Raw genomic sequence first — 17,050 nt, 5'->3', positions numbered from 1 at the left:
ACCCGGGATCAGGTTCTTCTCAGGCGGAAGCCAGGACGGGGCTGCCGATGCGGAAACGCTGGCCGCTGACGGCGACGTCCACGGTGCCGGCAAAGGTTGAGGCAGCACGGCTGCGCCACCACTGCGGTTCCGCCCGCCCGGCCAAGTGGGAGAGCACAAGCCGGTCCACCCCCGCCGCGGAGGCTACCCGGCCGGCGGCCTCAGGCGGCGTGTGGGCGATCCGCTGGTGGTTCAGGAACTCCGGCGCGAACCCCTTGTCCGCATAGAAGTCCAGGTTGACCGCTTCATGCACCAGGACATCCGCACCCTCGGCGAGCACAACCATGGCCTCGCATTCGGCGGTATCGCCGGAGAATACGACAGAACCGGCGTCGGTCTCGAAGCGGAACGCCAAGGCGGGCCGCACCGGCGGGTGCTCCACCAGGATGCCGGTGACCTTGACCCTGTCATCCTCGTAGACGTCGAAGGGGCGGGCCGCGTCCTCGGAACCGTGCGCGGGGGTGGCCAGGTCCACGGTGCGCACCAGCGACGCAAGGTCCGGGCGGGCCTCGTCATGGACCCGGATGTCAATGTCGTAGGAGAAGGCCTGCAGCGAGTGGGACACCAGTTCGGCGGTGCCGGACAGGCCGCCGCCACGCGTCCGGGTGGCATCCTTGCCCGGGCCAACAACGGATACCGGCCGCGTGAAGCCCTCCACCGGATTCCCCCAGTTCCACAGCAGGAAGCCGGGAAGCTCCACCACATGGTCCGAATGCAGGTGCGTGACGAAGCCGGCCACAAAATCCTTGCCCCGGAGCCCCGCCTCATGTGCCGCGCGGGAGCAGCCGAGGCCAAAGTCCACCATGTAAAAGGCATCACCCACCACCAGTGCGCTGGAGATGCCGTTTTCAGGTCCGCGGATGGCCGGGCCGGCGGCGGTGCCAAGAGTGATCAGTTCGACGCTCACATGGAAGTCCTTCTGCAGGGTGTGCGGGGGGGGGGGGGGGGGGGGGGGGGGTCAGGCGTGGGGGCGGGCATTGATGACACGGGTTTCCAGGTATTCCTCCAGGCCCCAGCGGCCGCGCTCGCGGCCGACGCCGGAGGCTTTCCAGCCGCCGAACGGGGCGTCCGGTTCCACCAGGGTGTGCTGGTTGACCCAGACCGTTCCTGCCTCAAGGCGGGAGGCAGTGGCGTAGGCCCGCTCCTGGTCCGGGCTCCACACCGATGCGCCGAGGCCGAATTCGCCGGCGTTCAGTCCCGCGATGATGTCGTCGAGGTTGTCGTAGGCCACGATGGGCAGCGCCGCCCCGAACTGTTCCTGCTCCACCAGGTCCATGCCGGGTTCGGCGTCGATCACTACGGTGGGGGAGAGGAAGTAGCCCGGCAGGTCGCAGCCGGCGGTGCCACCGGAGAGGATGCGGGCACCGGCGCCCACGGCGGAATCCACCAGGCCGTGGACCAGCTTGAGCTGGGACTCGTTGTGCATCGGGCCCATGGTGGTGCCATCAGCAATGCCGTGGCCCAGCACATGGCGGGCCGCCTCGGCGGCAATGGCCTCAGCAAGTTCCGCACTGCGGCTGCGCGGGACGTAGACGCGCTTGACCGCCATGCAGACTTGGCCGGCGTTGCGGAAGGCGCTGCCCACAATGCCGCGGGCGGTGACCGCGATGTCCGCATCGTCCAGCACGATGGCAGGATCATTCCCGCCCAGTTCCATGGTGACGCGCTTGACCGTTGAGGCGGCCTGCTGCGCGATGGAGATGCCCACCTCCGTGGAGCCGGTGAAGGAGATCTTCCGGATGCCCGGCGAGGTGCTCAAAGCAACGTTCACGGTCCGCCGCGAACTGGTCCGGACCTGCAGCACACCGGCGGGGAGGGCCTCGTTGAGCAGGTTCACCAGGGCAATCGTGGACAGGGGAGTGGATGGTGAGGGCTTGGCGACCACGGTGCAGCCGGCCACCAAAGCGGGGGCGAGTTTCACGCAGAGCAGGGAGATGGGAAAGTTCCACGGCGTGATGGTGCCAACGATGCCCACGGGCCGGTACTGGACCTCCAGGCTGCGGTCCGCGCGCGGGCTCAGCTGCTGTTCCGAGTCCCATTCCAGGTCGGCGTAGTACTCGAACAGCCCTGCGGCCACGGAGAATTCGCCGGCGGCCTCGGCCTTCGGTTTGCCCTGTTCCCGGGAGAGCAGGGTGGCCAGCGCGTCCAGGTCGCGGCGGATCAGGGCCGCACCTGCCCGCAGGGAACTGCGGCGGGACTCCCGGTCCGCAGCCCAGCCGGCCGACGCTGCACGGGCGGCTGCCACCGCGGCTTCGACGTCCTGCGCGGTGTTTTCCGGAGCATGTCCAACGAGCTCAAGGGTGGCCGGGTCGTGGACCTCATACTGGGCTGCCGTCATGGTTTGTCCTTTCGGCCGGGAGGGAATTCTTATCCCAGTGTCATGGCACCCGTCACATCCCGGGACGACCTTTCCGTCCAACGGAAAGTGTCCCGCAACCGCCCAGTCCCGCTTGCCACTATGGAGTGAAGCACGTCACGCACTAACGAGGAGTCTGCATGTCCCACGAGCAACTGCCCATCGTCGTCACCGGGGTCTCCTCCGGAATCGGGGCACGCGCGGCCCGCATCCTCGCCGGCCGGGGCATCCCGCTGATCGGCATCGACCGCAACCCACCCGCGGAGTTCAGCGGCACATTTGTCCAGGCAGACCTCTCGAGCCAGGCCGGCGTTGACGCCGCCGCGGCAGCAGTCACGGCCGCAGCGCCGCACGGCATCGCGGGCCTGGCGAACATCGCCGGCGTCCCTGGCACGGCCCCGTGGCGGACCGTGCTGGCGGTGAACGTATTCGGCGTCCGCGGGCTGGTCCGGGCGCTGGCCCCCCTTCTGGGCGAGGGTGCCGCCGTGGTGAACCTCGCCTCCAGCGTTGCCGTGAACTGGCGGGAGGTCAAGGCAAAGTGCTCCGCTTTCGCGCTCGCCGAAGACCAAGCTGCCGCGTTGGAGTCCATTGCCGGCGACGACGAGGTAATGGGCGAGTCCTACCTCTTCTCCAAACAGTGCGTCCGGGTCCTCACTGAGCATCTGGCCGCCGAACTTCTGCCGCAGCGGATCCGGGTCAACAGCGTCAGCCCGGGACCCGTGGCCACTCCCATCCTCGAGGACTTCAAGAAAGACCACGGCCGCGACAAGGTGGAGGGCGCCGGTGCACTGCTGGGCCGCTTCGGCGACCCGGACGATATTGCCCCCGTCATCGACTTCCTGCTCCGCCCCGAATCGGGCTGGGTGAACGGCTCGGACATCCGCGTGGACGGCGGCCTGGGCGCCTACCGCGGCTCCGGCCTCGCCGCAGTACCCAACTGAACCTTCTCCTCCCATGGAGGAGGCGCCTACAGTACGACGCCGGCGCCTCGCCTTGCGTCCTGGGAGGCACCGGCGTCGGGCGTTAAGATGGCGGGATGCAGCACCGCGCCACGGACGGCGCCGTGTCCTCCAGCGCGCAGAAGGGTGACCCATGGCTAACGCTGCCCCGGCAGGCCGGACCACCCGGCGCGCGGGTCCGACGGCCGCGCCAAAACGTCCAGCCGGCGACGACGGTGCTGCCGCACCCCAGGCGGCCAGCGTCACGTCGCGCGCCCTGGCGCTGCTGGGCACTTTCGATACCGAGCATTCCGTTCAAAGCCTCAGTTCCATGGCCCGGAGGGCAGGGCTCCCGGTGGCCACCGCACACCGCCTGGCCGGTGATTTGGTGGCGTGGGGCGGCCTCGAGAAGGCGAACGGCGAATACCGTGTAGGCCAGCGGATCTGGCGGCTGGGCCTGCTGGCACCCGCGCAGCAGAACATCGCCGAAGTGGCCGCACCCTTTATGCAGGACGTTCTCTTCGTCACCCACAACGTGGTGAACCTGTTCATTTTGGACGGCGAGGAGGTCCTGCTGGTGGAGCGGATGTCCGGCACCGGTGCCGGCCAGCCGTTCCGGCGCGTGGGCGCCCGCCTGCCCCTGCACGCAAGCGCCGCGGGCAAAATCATGCTCGCTTACGGAGCCAAGGACCTCTTTTCCTCCGCTGTCCAGCGGCTGGAGCCGCATACGCCGCGGACCATCACCCAGCCCGGACTGCTGGCTGCCGAGATCGAGCGGGTCCGTGCCAACGGCTACGCCACCACTGAGGAGGAAGCCGGCCCGGACAACTACGGCCTGGCCGTTCCGGTTTTACTGCCGAACAAGCAGGTGGTGGCCGCGCTGGGCATCGTCACCCGGGGGCGCCCGGCCCCGGTGGGCAGTGTGGTTCCGGTGCTCAACATTGCTGCACGCGGCATCGCGCGGCGCCTGGGCGTGGAGCACTTGCCGCACTAATTTGCGGTTGCGCGCCAAGTGCCGCGCCAGGTGCCGCGACAGCTGCCAGGGCAGATCTTTCCGTTGGGTGGAAAGGGTCGCCCCGCGTGTGGCGTGCAACACCTAACCTCAAGTAAGCCCTTAGAGCGCCGGACCTCCGGCCGAAGCCTGCCGCGCAGGCGAGCCGTCCCAAAGGAAGTGAAAACCCCATGAGTGCATCTGCAGGAGCCACCATCGACGCCGTGGTCGATCAGGTGGACAGCGTGGCGGACCAGGTGGTCTCCCTGGTGCTGCGGCGTGCCGACGGCCAGCCGTTCCAGCCCTGGCAGCCCGGCGCACACATCGATGTCCATGTGGGGGACGGCCTGGTGCGCCAGTACTCCCTGTGTTCCTCACCTGACGAGCTGGACCACCTCCGGATCGGCGTGCTGCACGTGCCGGATTCCCGGGGCGGGTCGAAAGCGGTGCACGCGCTGCTGGCCGGCACGCCGCTGACCATCTCCGAGCCGCGTAACAACTTTCCGATGCGTGACTCCCGCCGCTACCTCTTCCTCGCGGGCGGCATCGGCATCACGCCGCTGATTCCGATGCTTGAGGCGGCTGAGGCCGCCGGCAAGGAATGGACCCTGGTCTATGGCGGCCGGAGCCGGAATACCATGGCCTTCGCGCAGCAGCTCGAAGACCGGTATGGCCCGGACCGTATCCGCATCATCGCCGAGGACGAGGCAGGCCGGCTGGACCTGGACCAGATCCTGGGCATGCCCCGGGCGCACATGCTGGTTTACGCATGCGGTCCCGGCGGGCTGCTCGGTGCGGTGGAGGAACGCTGCATGGGCTGGCCTCCGGGCGCCCTGCACACCGAACGTTTCGTTGCCTCCACCTTGGGCGCTGCCGCGGCCAACGCCCCGTTCGAGGTCGAGCTGGCCCGCACCGGAACCACCGTGACCGTGCCCAACGACAAGACCATCCTCGAAGCTGTGGAGGAGGTGGGCGTGCGCGTCCTGTCCTCGTGCCGGGGCGGCTTGTGCGGCACCTGCGAAACCCAGATCATCTCGGGTGAGCCTGAGCACCGCGATGCCGTCCTCAGCCAGGAGGACCGTGACGCCGGCGAAGTCATGCTGGTTTGCGTCTCCCGTGCCGCGGCCGGCTGCCCGCGCCTCGTCCTGGATCTCTAGCCACCTCATTCATCCCGCCAAGTTTTGTCCCCAGGAGTGTTTCCCATGACCGTTATCACCCATGACGCCAGCGTGTTGGGCGAGGATCCGTTCGACACCGCGAACCTCCTGGACCCGTACCCGTTTCTGGGCCGGCTCCGCGATGCCGGTGCCGTCTCCTACCTGGAGAGCACCGGCAGCTACGCCGTGGCCGGCTACCAGGAGGTCTATGAGGTCCTCACCGACTTCGAAACCTACATCTCCTCGGGCGGGCTGGGCCCGCGGGACATCCGGAAGGATTCGGGCTGGCGGCCGCCCAGCATCCTGGAATCGGATCCGCCCATCCACACCGTGATGCGCCGGGCGCTGACCGGCGTCATCAATCCCAGTACAGTCCGCGCCCTCCGCGAACCGTTCACGCCACCGGCTGTGGAGCTGACGGAACAGCTGGCGCAACGCGAGCGGTTCGACGCCATCGCGGACCTCGCCGAAAAGTACCCCCTGCGTGTCTTCCCGGACGCGGTGGGGATTCCCGACGTCGGACGTGAACATCTGTTGCCGTACGGCAACATGGTGTTCAACGCGTTTGGCCCGGAGAACTACATCTTCAAGCAGGCTTTTGCCCAGGGCGATGAGCACGCTGCCGCGGTGATGCGGAACTGCCAGCGCGAAAACCTGGACGACGTCGGCTTCGGTGCCCAGATCTGGAAGCGCGTGGAGGACGGCCTGATTACCGAGCAGCAGGCCACGCTGCTGGTCCGCGCCCTGCTGTCCGCCGGAGTGGACACCACCATCTTCGGCATCGGGAACACGCTCTCGGTGCTGGCGCGTTACCCAGAGGCCTGGGCCCGGCTGCGCGAGAACCCCAAGCTGGCCAAATTTGCCGTGGACGAGGCGCTGCGCCTGGAATCGCCGTTCCAGAAGTTCCACCGGACCGTTGCCGTGGACACGGTCCTGGGCGGCGTGCACCTGCCGGCGGGCGCCAAGGTGCTGGTGTTCCTCGGGGCCGCGAACCGTGACCCGCGCAAATGGGGTGACAATGCCGATGACTTCGATCTCCACCGCAATGCGTCGGGCCACGTGGCGTTCGGCATGGGCCTGCACCAGTGTGTGGGACAGCCTATCGCCCGGCTCGAAATGGAGATTGTGCTGCAGCAGCTGCTCAAGCGCGTGGCCGCGATCGAGCCGGACGGTGCTCCCGCGCCGATACTGCACAACGTGCTCCGCGGGTTTGAATCCCTGCCGGTGAGGATCACTGCCGCATAGGCCGCATCTTCCGGGAGGCCGGGAGCCTCCCGGAGGTGTCCCATTCACCGGATAGCGCTTGCCCTTTGACGTAATGGACGTCACCTTCTATATTGGATGAATCGATTCAAGAGCTGACGCCCGAGCCCCTGTCCGGCGGTTTGCGGCGCTGACGCCGCCACAACTGTTTCCAGCGGTTCCGGTTCCTTGCCAAAGAAGACGAAGGACAAGCACATGAGCACCACCCCAACCCGCGTGGCCCCTTCCAGTCCAGCTGCTGGTGCAGTTTTGCGGGATCCGAAGAAAGCGGCAATGAGCGGCTGGATCGGAAGTGCCCTCGAGTACTACGACTTCGCGCTGTACTCGCTGGCCGCCACGCTGATCTTCCCCACCATCTTCTTTCCCGCGGAAAACCCCACCGTCGGGATCATTGCCTCCCTTGCAACCTACGCGGTAGGCTACGTCTCCCGGCCGGTAGGCGCCGTCGTCCTCGGTGCCTACGGGGACCGGCACGGGCGCAAGAAGGTGCTCGTCTTCGCCATGTTGCTCATGGGCTTCGCGACCTTCGCGGTCGGGCTCCTGCCCACCTACGGGCAAGTGGGCCTCCTCGCCCCCGCCCTGCTGGTGATCCTCCGCCTGATCCAGGGCTTCGCGGTGGCCGGCGAACTCGGCGGTGCCAGCGCGATGATCGTCGAACACTCGCCGGACGCCCGGCGCGGCTTCTTCGCCAGCTTCAGCCTCCAGGGCACCCAGGTGGGGTCAATCCTGGCCACCGCCGTCCTGCTGCCGCTCGCCGCCCTCCTTCCGGCTGACCAGTTCGGTGCCTGGGGCTGGCGCATCCCCTTCCTGCTCAGCGCCGTCGTTATTTTTGCCGGCTATCTCATTCGCCGCCGGGTGACCGAGCCCCCTGCCTACACCGCGCAGCCGGGTACCGAGGGAACCAAACACCGCTTTCCGCTCGCCGAGCTCCTGCGCACCCGGCCGGGAGCACTGGTCCGCTGCGTGCTCATGACCTTCACCAATGTCATCGGCATGGCCACCCTGATTTTCGGCGTCTCCTTTGCCACGCAGAAGGGTTACGGCAACGGCTTCTCCAGCAGCGAGTTCCTGTGGGTGACGCTGGTCGCCAACATCGCGGCCGTGGCCACCATTCCGGTGTTCGGCGCGCTCTCGGACAGGATCGGCCGGCGGATGCTGATGGCGGCCGGCGGCGTCATCGGCGGCGTCCTGGTGACCGGATACCTGTGGGCGATCGAGCAGGGGAGCCTCCCGCTGGTCTTCGTCTGCGTGGTCATCGTGCAGGGCATCTTTTTCCAGATGTGGAACGCCACGTTCGCCACGTTCTTCCAAGAGCAGTTCCCCATGCGGATCCGGGTAACCGGCTTCGCTGTCTCGCAGAACATCGGACTCATGATCGCGTCGTTCTTCCCGAGCATCTTCACCGCAATCGCTCCTCCCGGCTCGGCCAACATCCCCCTGACCATCGGGCTGGTCACGCTCGGCATCTGCCTGGTCTCCGCGGTGGCCACCCTGATGTCCTCCGACACCAGGGGCACGTCTCTCGAGGACCTCGAGGCGCAAAAGACCGGACGAACCGCAGGCCGCTAGGTGTACTGAGTCAGGACGTTGGTTACATCGTGAATAGGTGAAGACCTCTTAGGTTGGTGGTTGCCACACACAGCCAACGACTAAGAGGTCTTCATGCTCCACCGTAATGCCCGTCTGACCCCGACCGGTAGACGGATCCTCGTCGAACGCGTCTTGACCGGCCGTCCGGTTGCCCACGTGGCCAAGGAAATGGGCGTCTCGCGAACCTGCGCCCACCGCTGGATCCGCCGGTATCGGGCCGATGGCTGGAAGGGCCTGGAGGACCGCAGCTCCAGACCAAAGTCCTGCCCGCACGCCACTCCGGTGAACGTGGTTGCCGAGGTCCTGGCACAGCGCGTCGAGCACCGCGAGGGGCCGACTGATTTGGCCTTGCGCTGCGGTGTCAGCGCCCGGACGGTCTCCCGGATTCTGGCCCGTGCCGGCATGCCCAAGCTATGGGATCTTGACCCCGTGAGCGGGGCACGGATTCGGGCTTCGCGCGCCACAGACCGCCGCTACGAACGAGACGCCCCCGGGGACATGATCCACATTGACGTCAAGAAACTCTGTGAGTCTTATCAGCAGCTGGTCTGGGACTGGCTGGCAGGATGGTATCGGCCGTCCGCCTCGGTGGTTGTGACTCAAAGAAACTATGACCATTAGTGTCTTGCGTCCGACTTGTCCTTCCGTCGGGGTGGTCGGCCGGTACCTGTCCGGCCCACTTCGGTGACTTGATCAGAAGATTGTCCGCGTTGTTGAGCGCGTGACTCGTCACAGTGCTGTTCCGATGTGATTCCTACCCGGACCGGTACCGGCCTTTAGCGGCCGGACCTTGTCCATCGCTGAGGAAAGGTGCTGCACCGCCATGTCTATCGTTGCGCATTCCCACCCGTTTGTCGTGGGGGTTGATACCCACGCCCGGAATCATGTTTACGCCGTCCTCGCCGCCGGGACCGGCGAGCTGCTGGATACCCGGGAGTTTCCCACGACGCCTGCCGGCATCAGCAGGGCCATCGCCTGGGTCGCCCGCCGTACCGGGGCAGACGCTGGCGCGCTCTGGGTCATCGAAGGCGCCGCATCCTACGGGGCTGTCCTGGCCGGCACTGTTGCCGCCGAGGGCTTCCCTGTCGCCGAGGCACCACGCATGGATGCCAGGAAGCGCCGCGGCGTTGGGAAGTCCGATGCCCTGGACGCCCACCGGCTCGGCGCGGCCGTGCTGCCGCTGCCGCTGGAGAAGCTGCGCCGGCCCAGGGTGAACGACGGGGTCCGTCAAGCCCTGCGGATCCTGATCACGGCACGCGATGCGATGAGCACCGAGCGGACCCGCTCGGTCAACGCGCTCACCGCGCTGCTGCGCACACACGTTTTGGGAATGGACGCCCGGAAGCCTCTTTCAGGCGGGCAGATCACTGACGTCTCGCGGTGGCGTGCACGCGAGGAGGAGCTCTCCCTGTCCATTGCCCGCGCCGAGGCGGTTCGCCTGGCCAGGCGTGTCCTCGAACTCGATGAACAGCTCAAATCCAACGAGAACCAGCTGACCGAGCTGGTGCAGATCAGCGAGGCCGCGCCCCTGCTTCAGGAACCGGGCTTTGGGCCCGTCGCTGCAGCGACCTGCCTCGCCACCTGGTCCCACCACGGGCGGGTTCGAAACGAAGCCGCCTACGCCTCCCTGGCGGGCGTCAACCCGATCCCTGCGTCTTCGGGAAACACCGTCCGCCACCGCCTGAACCGCGGGGGCGACAGAAGCCTGAACCGCGCCTTACACATGGTTGCGCTCACCAAAATGGCCCACGATCCCGAGACCCGGAAATACGTCGAGAAGCGGCGGGCAGAAGGCCACACAAATAGGGAAATCCGTCGATGCATCAAGCGCTACCTAGCCCGACGCGTACACCGTACGCTCAATGCCTCCTGCACTTCGAATGCCGCTTGACAGACATAGAAGAGTCGGACGGATCCCCGACGGCGGAGGCTGGCGGGCTGACCCGGCACAGAGCCCCGCCAACCACCGCACGTCAGGCCAGAAACTCGGTTTTGACTACGTTCACGTGGCCGTCGATGACTACACCCGCTTCGCCTACGCCGAAGTCCTGCCCGACGAGAAAGGCCCTACCTGCGCAGGGTTTCTCACCAGGGCCGCGGCTGCCATGGCAGCCAACGGGGCACCGGTCAAACGCGTGATGACTGACAACGCGTTCGCCTACCGGCTCTCCCTCGATTTCCAGAACGCACTGGCAAAGCTGGGCGCTAAACACATCCTGATCAAACCCCGCCACCCCTGGCAAAACGGCAAAGCAGAACGCTTCAACCGCACCCTCCAGGAAGGCTGGGCCTATCGACAACCCTTCGCCTCAAACCAGGCCCGCACCGACGCCCTGCAGCCTTGGCTAAACTTCTACAACAACCACCGGCCCCACGGCAGCCTCGGAGGCAAACCACCCATCAGCAGGTGCAACCAACCTACTGGCTGAGTACAGCTAGGGGTCCGCAGTCATTTAGCCAGAAGGAGGGGCAGCGCGTGCTGCCCCTCCTTCTTCGTGTGCCGGCCTGTGCCCCCGGGCAGGGCGGCTTGCACGCAATGACAATTTGTATAGATGTATACAAGTATGATGGCTGGCGGAGGTACAAACGATGCGAGAGTCACGCGCCCGGAACACCGGCGCACACTTTGTCTACCAGGAACTCAAGCGCCGGATCCTGAGCCTTGAGTTGAAGCCGGGGGAGCGCATCTACGAACCGGCGATGGCGTCGGCGCTGCAGGTGAGCCGCACGCCGCTGCGCGAGGCCATCCGGCGCCTCATCAGCGAGGACCTGCTGGAACAGCAGCCCACAGGCGGGGTGCTGGTGCCGGCCCTGGACGAAGCTGCCATTTCAGAACTCTATGAGGTTCGCGCGGCAATGGAATCCCTGATGGCCCGCAACGCCTGCCTGAAAGCGACGCCTGCTGATATCGAAGCCCTGCACGGCATCCTTGAACGCAACGCCGCCATGGTGACGTTCGCCGACGATGCCATGCAGCAGGGCATGGCACTGCACGCCAGCATCGCAGCAATCGCCGGGAACTCCTGGGCCCGCCGCTTCCACAGCCAGATTTCCAGCCACATGGAGCGGTACCGGCACTTCACCAACAGCACGCAGGAACGCCGGGACCAGGCCCTCGCCCAGCACCGCACCTTGGTGGATGCAGTAGCCGGCGGCGACCCGGACAAGGCTGCCCGGATCGCCTTCGATCACGTCATGGGCGCCCGTGACGCTGCTGTCCGTGCCATGTCCGGCACCGCCACAACCGGCGCATGATCGGTGAACTCGGACGCCGCTCGGCCAAAGCCCTCCTGGTGCACTCCGCCCTGATCCAGGCCGTCACCTTCCTGGTCCGCCCGGCTGCCACCTACCGAGCCCTCGAGCTGGACGTCCCTGGTTTCGCGCTCGGCCTGCTGGCCGCCAGCTATGCGGTCTTTCCCCTGCTGCTCGCCGTACCCACAGGCGGCCTGGTGGACCGTCTGGGTGAGCGCCGGCTCATGGCGATCGGGTCCGCCGTCGTGCTTTCCTGCTCTGTCTTCCTGCTGCTGTGGGGCTCGTCGATTTTGACCCTGGTAATCGGAACCGCGCTGCTGGGGGCAGGGCAGCTGGCCTGCGTGGTGGGGCAGCAGGCGGTGGTGGCCAACAACGCTGCCGCGTCGCGGATGGACTCAGCCTTCGGCTACCTCACGTTCGCCGCATCCCTGGGACAGGCCCTGGGGCCGCTGGCGATTTCCCTGGTGGGCGGGGCGTCCGTCCGTCCCAACACGCAGGCGATCTTCCTGCTCTCGGTCATCATGAGCCTGGTGCTTTTCCTGGCCACCTTCGTAGTCTCAGCACCCGTCAGCGGCGGGAAAAGGAAGGCTATGTCCGCCGGCGGCAGGGGCAGCGCGGTGTCGCTGCTGAAGGCTCCCGGCGTCGCCCGGGCGCTGGCCACCAGCGCCACCGTCCTGGCCGTGGTGGACCTGACCATGGTCTACCTGCCGGCCCTCGGTGCCGACCGCGGACTCACGGCGGCAACCGTGGGCGCCATGCTGACCGTCCGCGCGGTCTTCTCCATGGTTTCGCGGCTCCTGCTGGGCCGGGTATCCCGGAAGATCGGCCGGATGCGGCTGCTGGTGGTCAGCCTTGCACTGTCCACGGCGGCGCTCGCGGTGGCGGCGATCCCCATGCCGGCGTGGCTGCTCTTTGTCGTGATGGCCGTGCTTGGCCTTGGCCTTGGCATCGGCCAGCCGCTGACCATGTCCTGGCTTTCGTCGCAGGCCCCGGAGGGGCAGCGCGGGCGTGCCCTGGCCCTACGGCTCGCGGGGAACCGGGTGGGGCAGGTGGTCCTGCCGAGTGTGATCGGCGGGGTTGCGGCCGGGCTTGGTGCCGGCGGCGTGTTCCTCGCGTCGGCCGTGGTGGTGGGCGGGACGCTCCTGCTGCTCCGGGGCGTGCAGCTGGACTGACGGTGCTTCCCTGCGTCACGGCGGGCACGCTTTCAGGGAAACGCACGACGGCGGGACCCCGGGTTTCCGGGGCTTCCCCGCCCCAGGTGGGCCGAAAGCGTGCCGTGCGTGACGCCGTCGTACGCTCTGAATGGTTCCGTTGGACAGAAACCGCCGTTGCCAGCCGCCCGCCCGCCCTGCAGGCTGTGTGGATGACGAAGCTGCAGCCCGACGCCAACCATTCAGGGCTCGACGCCACTGCGGTCGCCTCCGCGATCGAGCCGGACCCGGCCGGGGTCATCGCGCTGGAACCGGCGCTGGCCGGGATCTGGGAACTGGCCGCGCCGTACTTGAAGGTCCGGGACAACGACGCCCACACGCTGTACGCCTTCGGCCTGGCCCGCGCCCTGCTGGACGCCCATCCGGAAGCGGATGCTGCCGTCGTCCTTCCCGCGATCATGCTGCACGATATCGGCTGGTCCCAGGTGCCGCCCGCCGACGTCCTGGCGGCCATTGCGCCCGGCGGCGGCAGGCCGGACCTGGTGCTGCTGCACGAAAAGGGGGGCGCGCGGCTGGCCGCGGACATCCTCGCGGAGTGCCGTTATGACAACGCCCGGATCCCGGCCATCCTGGCCATCATCGACGGCCATGATTCCCGGCGGGAGGCCCTCTCCATCGAGGACGCAATCGTCAAGGACGCGGACAAGACCTGGCGCCTCAGCCCGCACGGGATCGACACCGTGATGGACTGGTTCGGTCTGGACCGCGGACAGGCCCTGCGGCTCTGCTCCCAGCGCGTGCACGGCCACCTGTTCACCGCAGAGGCGCAGGCCATGGCGCGCGCGCTGTCAGCACTGGAATCCGTCACCCTCTGGCCGCAGCGGCAGCGCCTGCTTGGCTGAGCCGGAAACCGGCGCGGCCCGGAGCCGTTCCCGCGCTTAGACTCGTTCCGGACGCTGCCGGCACCCTGGGCCCAGCGCCAGGAGCGAGGAGGCCCCCATGGCCGGCGGCAGCCGCGACCCCGGACGCACCGTGACGTCCAAAGTGCTGTCCATCCTGGAAGCCTTCGAGACCTCCCGCGGCGCCCTGAGCCTGACCGACATCGCGGACAAATCCGGACTGCCGCTCAGCACCGCGCACCGGCTGGTGAACGAACTGACCGACTGGGGATTCCTGTCGCGGGAACCGAATGGCCGCTACCAGCTGGGGATCCGGCTGTGGGAGCTGGCGCAGAATACGGGCCGCCAACTGCGCGATGCCGCCCACCCCTACATCCAGGACCTGTTCTCGCTGACCGGCGAGACGGCACACCTAGCTATCCGGGCCGGCAATGAGGTCCTGTACATCGACCGGGTCTACGGCTCCAAGCGCGTGCCCCGCGCGTCCCGGGTGGGCGGCCGCCTGCCGATGCACGCCACCGCCGTCGGGAAAGTCATCCTGGCGTTCGAAGACGACTGGGTGCGCGACGCCTACCTGCACCGGGACCTGGAACGCGCCACGGCCCACACCCACATCGACCCGCAGAAATTCACCGCCGAGCTGGCGGACATCCACGCGCAGGGTTACGCCACCACCCTCGAAGAAGTGCGGCTTGGCTCGTGCTCCATTGCGGTCCCGGTGTTCCACACCGGCCGGATCGGCGCCGCCATCGGCCTGGTGCTGCCCACCGCCCAGGCGTCCACCATGAACAGGTACCTTCCCGTCCTCAAGGGCATATCGGCCCAGATCGAAAAGGCCACAGCACGCATCCCCCTGGAGACACTGATCGGCGTCCACAAAGGACCCCGCGGCTGAGACCATTCGTTTCCGTCCAGTGGAAGCCGGCGCTGTCCCTGCCCGGTGATGTGGACCACACTGGTCACTAAGAACCCCCCGCCGCCCTGAGGCGCCGGACGGAGCCAAAGTCACCAGGAGTCACCATGTCATCGTCGACAGAAACGGCTGGCCGCTGTCCTTTCGGGTACGGCGCCGAAGCCCCCGCCGGGCACCACGGCTACGAACCCTTCCAGATGAAGGATCCCTTCACCGCCTACGCAGAACTCCGGGCCGAGCAGCCCGTGATGTTCGATGAGCGTATTGGCCTCTACGTGGTCTCCCGCTACGACGACATCAAGGCCGTCTTCGAGGACTGGGAAACGTTCTCCAGCGAGAACGCCCAGGCTCCGGTCCGGGAACGCGGTCCGTCCGCGAAGAAGATCATGGAAGAGGGCGGCTTCACCGCCTACTCCGGCCTGTCCGCCCGCCGGCCGCCGGAGCACACCCGCATCCGCGCCGTGGTGCAGAAAGCCTTCACGCCCCGCCGCTACAAGGCCCTGGAACCGTTCATCCGGCAGAACGTGGTGGACCTGCTCGAAAAGATGCTTTCCCGCGAAGAGCGCCGCGGGGACCTGGTCAAGGACTTGGCCTACGACGTTCCCACCATCACCATCCTCACCCTGATCGGGGCCGACGTTTCCCAGGTGGACACGTTCAAGCGCTGGTCGGACTCCCGCGCCGCCATGACCTGGGGCGACCTTAGCGACGAACAGCAGATCCCGCACGCCCACAACTTGGTGGAGTACTGGCAGGAATGCCTGCGACTGGTCCGGGTGGCCCACGAACAGGGCGGCGACAATCTCACCGCGGACCTGGTCAAGGCCCAGCAGGACGGCGCCGAGATCTCGGACCACGAGATCGCCTCGGTCCTTTACAGCCTGCTCTTCGCCGGGCACGAGACCACCACCACCCTCATCTCCAACGCCCTGCGCGAGCTCCTGGCCCGTCCGGAGCAGTGGCAGCAGCTGGTGGCGGATCCCAAGAAGATCCCCGCCGCCATCGACGAGGTCCTCCGCTACGCCGGCTCCATCGTCGGATGGCGGCGCAAAGCCCTCAAGGACACCGAGGTGGGCGGAGTACCCATCCAGGAGGGCTCGCAGCTGCTGCTCCTGATGGGCTCGGCCAACCGCGATGAAACCAAGTTCACCGCCGGCGAGGACTTCGACATCACCCGGCCCAATGCCCGCGAGCACCTTTCCTTTGGATTCGGCATCCACTACTGCCTGGGCAACATGCTCGCCAAGCTGCAGGCAAAAATCGCGCTCGAGGAAGTGGCCCGGCTCGCCCCCAGGTTGCAGCTCGACGCCCCGGAGGACATCGCCTTCCGCGAAAACCTCTCCTTCCGTGTTCCCGAGACCGTTCCTGTCACCTGGAAGGCCTAAGCACCATGCAAAGCAACGATTACGTCCAGTTCTTCGACGGCGGCATCGAGCCGAAGCTTGAAAACCTCGGCGGCAAGGGCGCGTCCCTGGTCACCATGACTTCCGCCGGCATGCCCGTTCCACCCGGATTCGTCGTCACCACCGCGCAGTTCGATGCCTTCATGGACGAAGCCGGCATTACGGCGAAGATCCACGAACTGCTCGCCGGCCTCGACCCGGAGGACACCCGGCAGGTGGACCAGGTATCCGCGGCCATCCGCGAGGACATCTGCTCCCGCCCGGTACCTGAGGCACTGCGCAGCATGACTATTGCCGCTTATGAATCCCTGATGGGACGCTTCGACGCCCCCGTCCCGGTGGCCGTGCGGTCCAGCGCCACCGCAGAGGACCTGCCGGACGCCTCCTTCGCCGGGCAGCAGGACACCTACCTTTGGCTGGACGGGGTCAAGGCGGTCACCGACCACATCCGCCAGTGCTGGGCTTCGCTCTACACGTCCCGCGCCATCATCTACCGGCTCAAGAACAGCATCCCCAACGAAGGCCTGTCCATGGCCGTGGTGGTGCAGAAGATGGTCAACTCCAAGGTTTCCGGCGTGGCCATCACCATGGACCCCACCAACGGCGACCGGTCCAAGATCACCATCGATTCCTCCTACGGCGTGGGCGAGATGGTGGTCTCCGGCCAGGTCACCCCGGACAACATCGTGCTGGACAAGGTGACCCTCGCCGTCGTCAGTGAACACCTGGGGGACAAACACGCCGAGCTGGTCCCGGACGCCGGTGCCAAGGGGCTGGTTGAGCGCGAGGTCGACGACGAACGCCGGGGCCGCCGCAGCCTCACCGACGCCGAGCTGACCGCCGTCGCCCAGATGGCCAAGCGGGCCGAGAAGCACTACAAGTGCCCGCAGGACATTGAATGGGCCCTCGACGCCGACCTCCCCGACGGCGAAAACCTGCTCCTCCTGCAGTCCCGGCCGGAAACGGTCCACTCCTCCAAGCCCGCACCGGTGACCGCGCCCCAGCCCGTCGTCACCGGCGGCTACTTCAGCGGACTGAGCACCCCCGCGCTCAAGCCAACTGCCTGACCCATCCGAGGCTTCACCCCACCAAGGCTCA

15 protein-coding genes and 1 pseudogene are annotated in these 17,050 nt (G+C 67.2%); 14 read left to right on the top strand and 2 right to left on the bottom strand.

What is annotated here, in order from left to right; genetic code table 11:
• Positions 1-19: 19 nt before the first annotated feature.
• Positions 20-946 (bottom strand): MBL fold metallo-hydrolase, encoded by a 927-nt coding sequence (locus QF031_RS19750; protein ID WP_307432203.1) that lies wholly within the window; start codon positions 944-946, stop codon positions 20-22.
• A gap of 51 nt (positions 947-997) precedes the next feature.
• Entirely contained in the window at positions 998-2,377 is a 1,380-nt protein-coding gene (locus QF031_RS19745; RefSeq protein ID WP_307432201.1) for an aldehyde dehydrogenase family protein, read from the bottom strand.
• Positions 2,378-2,535: 158 nt separating this feature from the next.
• Here QF031_RS19745 and QF031_RS19740 point away from each other — a divergent pair, with 158 nt between their 5' ends.
• From QF031_RS19740 to QF031_RS19675, 14 genes and pseudogenes are all read left to right on the top strand, one after another.
• Positions 2,536-3,336: an SDR family oxidoreductase gene (locus QF031_RS19740; RefSeq protein ID WP_307432198.1), complete on the top strand. Its 801-nt coding sequence runs from the start codon at positions 2,536-2,538 to the stop codon at positions 3,334-3,336.
• Between the two features lie 151 nt (positions 3,337-3,487).
• Positions 3,488-4,327 (top strand): IclR family transcriptional regulator, encoded by an 840-nt coding sequence (locus tag QF031_RS19735; protein ID WP_307432195.1) that lies wholly within the window; start codon positions 3,488-3,490, stop codon positions 4,325-4,327.
• 188 nt (positions 4,328-4,515) lie between these two features.
• Entirely contained in the window at positions 4,516-5,481 is a 966-nt protein-coding gene (locus tag QF031_RS19730) for a PDR/VanB family oxidoreductase (protein WP_307432192.1), read from the top strand.
• Positions 5,482-5,526: 45 nt separating this feature from the next.
• Positions 5,527-6,726 carry a cytochrome P450 gene (locus tag QF031_RS19725; protein ID WP_307432188.1) on the top strand — a complete coding sequence of 400 codons (1,200 nt, stop codon included), beginning with the start codon at positions 5,527-5,529 and terminating at the stop codon, positions 6,724-6,726.
• A gap of 291 nt (positions 6,727-7,017) precedes the next feature.
• Positions 7,018-8,313, top strand: coding sequence for an MFS transporter (locus QF031_RS19720; protein ID WP_307432185.1), 1,296 nt, complete (start codon positions 7,018-7,020; stop codon positions 8,311-8,313).
• Between the two features lie 93 nt (positions 8,314-8,406).
• Entirely contained in the window at positions 8,407-8,955 is a 549-nt protein-coding gene (locus tag QF031_RS19715) for a helix-turn-helix domain-containing protein (protein ID WP_307432182.1), read from the top strand.
• Positions 8,956-9,157: 202 nt separating this feature from the next.
• On the top strand, positions 9,158-10,225 hold the full coding sequence (locus tag QF031_RS19710; protein WP_307431224.1) for an IS110 family transposase: 1,068 nt from the start codon (positions 9,158-9,160) through the stop codon (positions 10,223-10,225).
• A gap of 7 nt (positions 10,226-10,232) precedes the next feature.
• A pseudogene (locus tag QF031_RS19705) lies at positions 10,233-10,763 on the top strand (integrase core domain-containing protein); the annotation flags it as partial.
• Positions 10,764-10,923: 160 nt separating this feature from the next.
• Positions 10,924-11,589, top strand: coding sequence for a GntR family transcriptional regulator (locus QF031_RS19700; RefSeq protein ID WP_307432180.1), 666 nt, complete (start codon positions 10,924-10,926; stop codon positions 11,587-11,589).
• Positions 11,586-12,758 carry an MFS transporter gene (locus QF031_RS19695; RefSeq protein ID WP_307432178.1) on the top strand — a complete coding sequence of 391 codons (1,173 nt, stop codon included), beginning with the start codon at positions 11,586-11,588 and terminating at the stop codon, positions 12,756-12,758. Before QF031_RS19700 ends, QF031_RS19695 begins: the two co-directional genes overlap by 4 nt.
• A gap of 191 nt (positions 12,759-12,949) precedes the next feature.
• Entirely contained in the window at positions 12,950-13,639 is a 690-nt protein-coding gene (locus QF031_RS19690) for an HD domain-containing protein (RefSeq protein ID WP_307432176.1), read from the top strand.
• Positions 13,640-13,736: 97 nt separating this feature from the next.
• Positions 13,737-14,531: an IclR family transcriptional regulator gene (locus QF031_RS19685; protein WP_307432172.1), complete on the top strand. Its 795-nt coding sequence runs from the start codon at positions 13,737-13,739 to the stop codon at positions 14,529-14,531.
• A 125-nt stretch (positions 14,532-14,656) separates the two neighbouring features.
• Positions 14,657-15,934 carry a cytochrome P450 gene (locus tag QF031_RS19680; protein WP_307432169.1) on the top strand — a complete coding sequence of 426 codons (1,278 nt, stop codon included), beginning with the start codon at positions 14,657-14,659 and terminating at the stop codon, positions 15,932-15,934.
• Between the two features lie 5 nt (positions 15,935-15,939).
• Positions 15,940-17,019 carry a PEP/pyruvate-binding domain-containing protein gene (locus tag QF031_RS19675; protein ID WP_307432166.1) on the top strand — a complete coding sequence of 360 codons (1,080 nt, stop codon included), beginning with the start codon at positions 15,940-15,942 and terminating at the stop codon, positions 17,017-17,019.
• The last annotated feature ends 31 nt before the right edge of the window (positions 17,020-17,050 follow it).

Origin of the sequence: Pseudarthrobacter defluvii (assembly GCF_030816725.1) — a bacterium.
GTDB classification, from domain to species: domain Bacteria; phylum Actinomycetota; class Actinomycetes; order Actinomycetales; family Micrococcaceae; genus Arthrobacter; species Arthrobacter defluvii_A.
The sequence above is the reverse complement of the archived record's forward strand: the minus strand, read 5'-3'. Positions and strand labels throughout refer to the sequence as shown.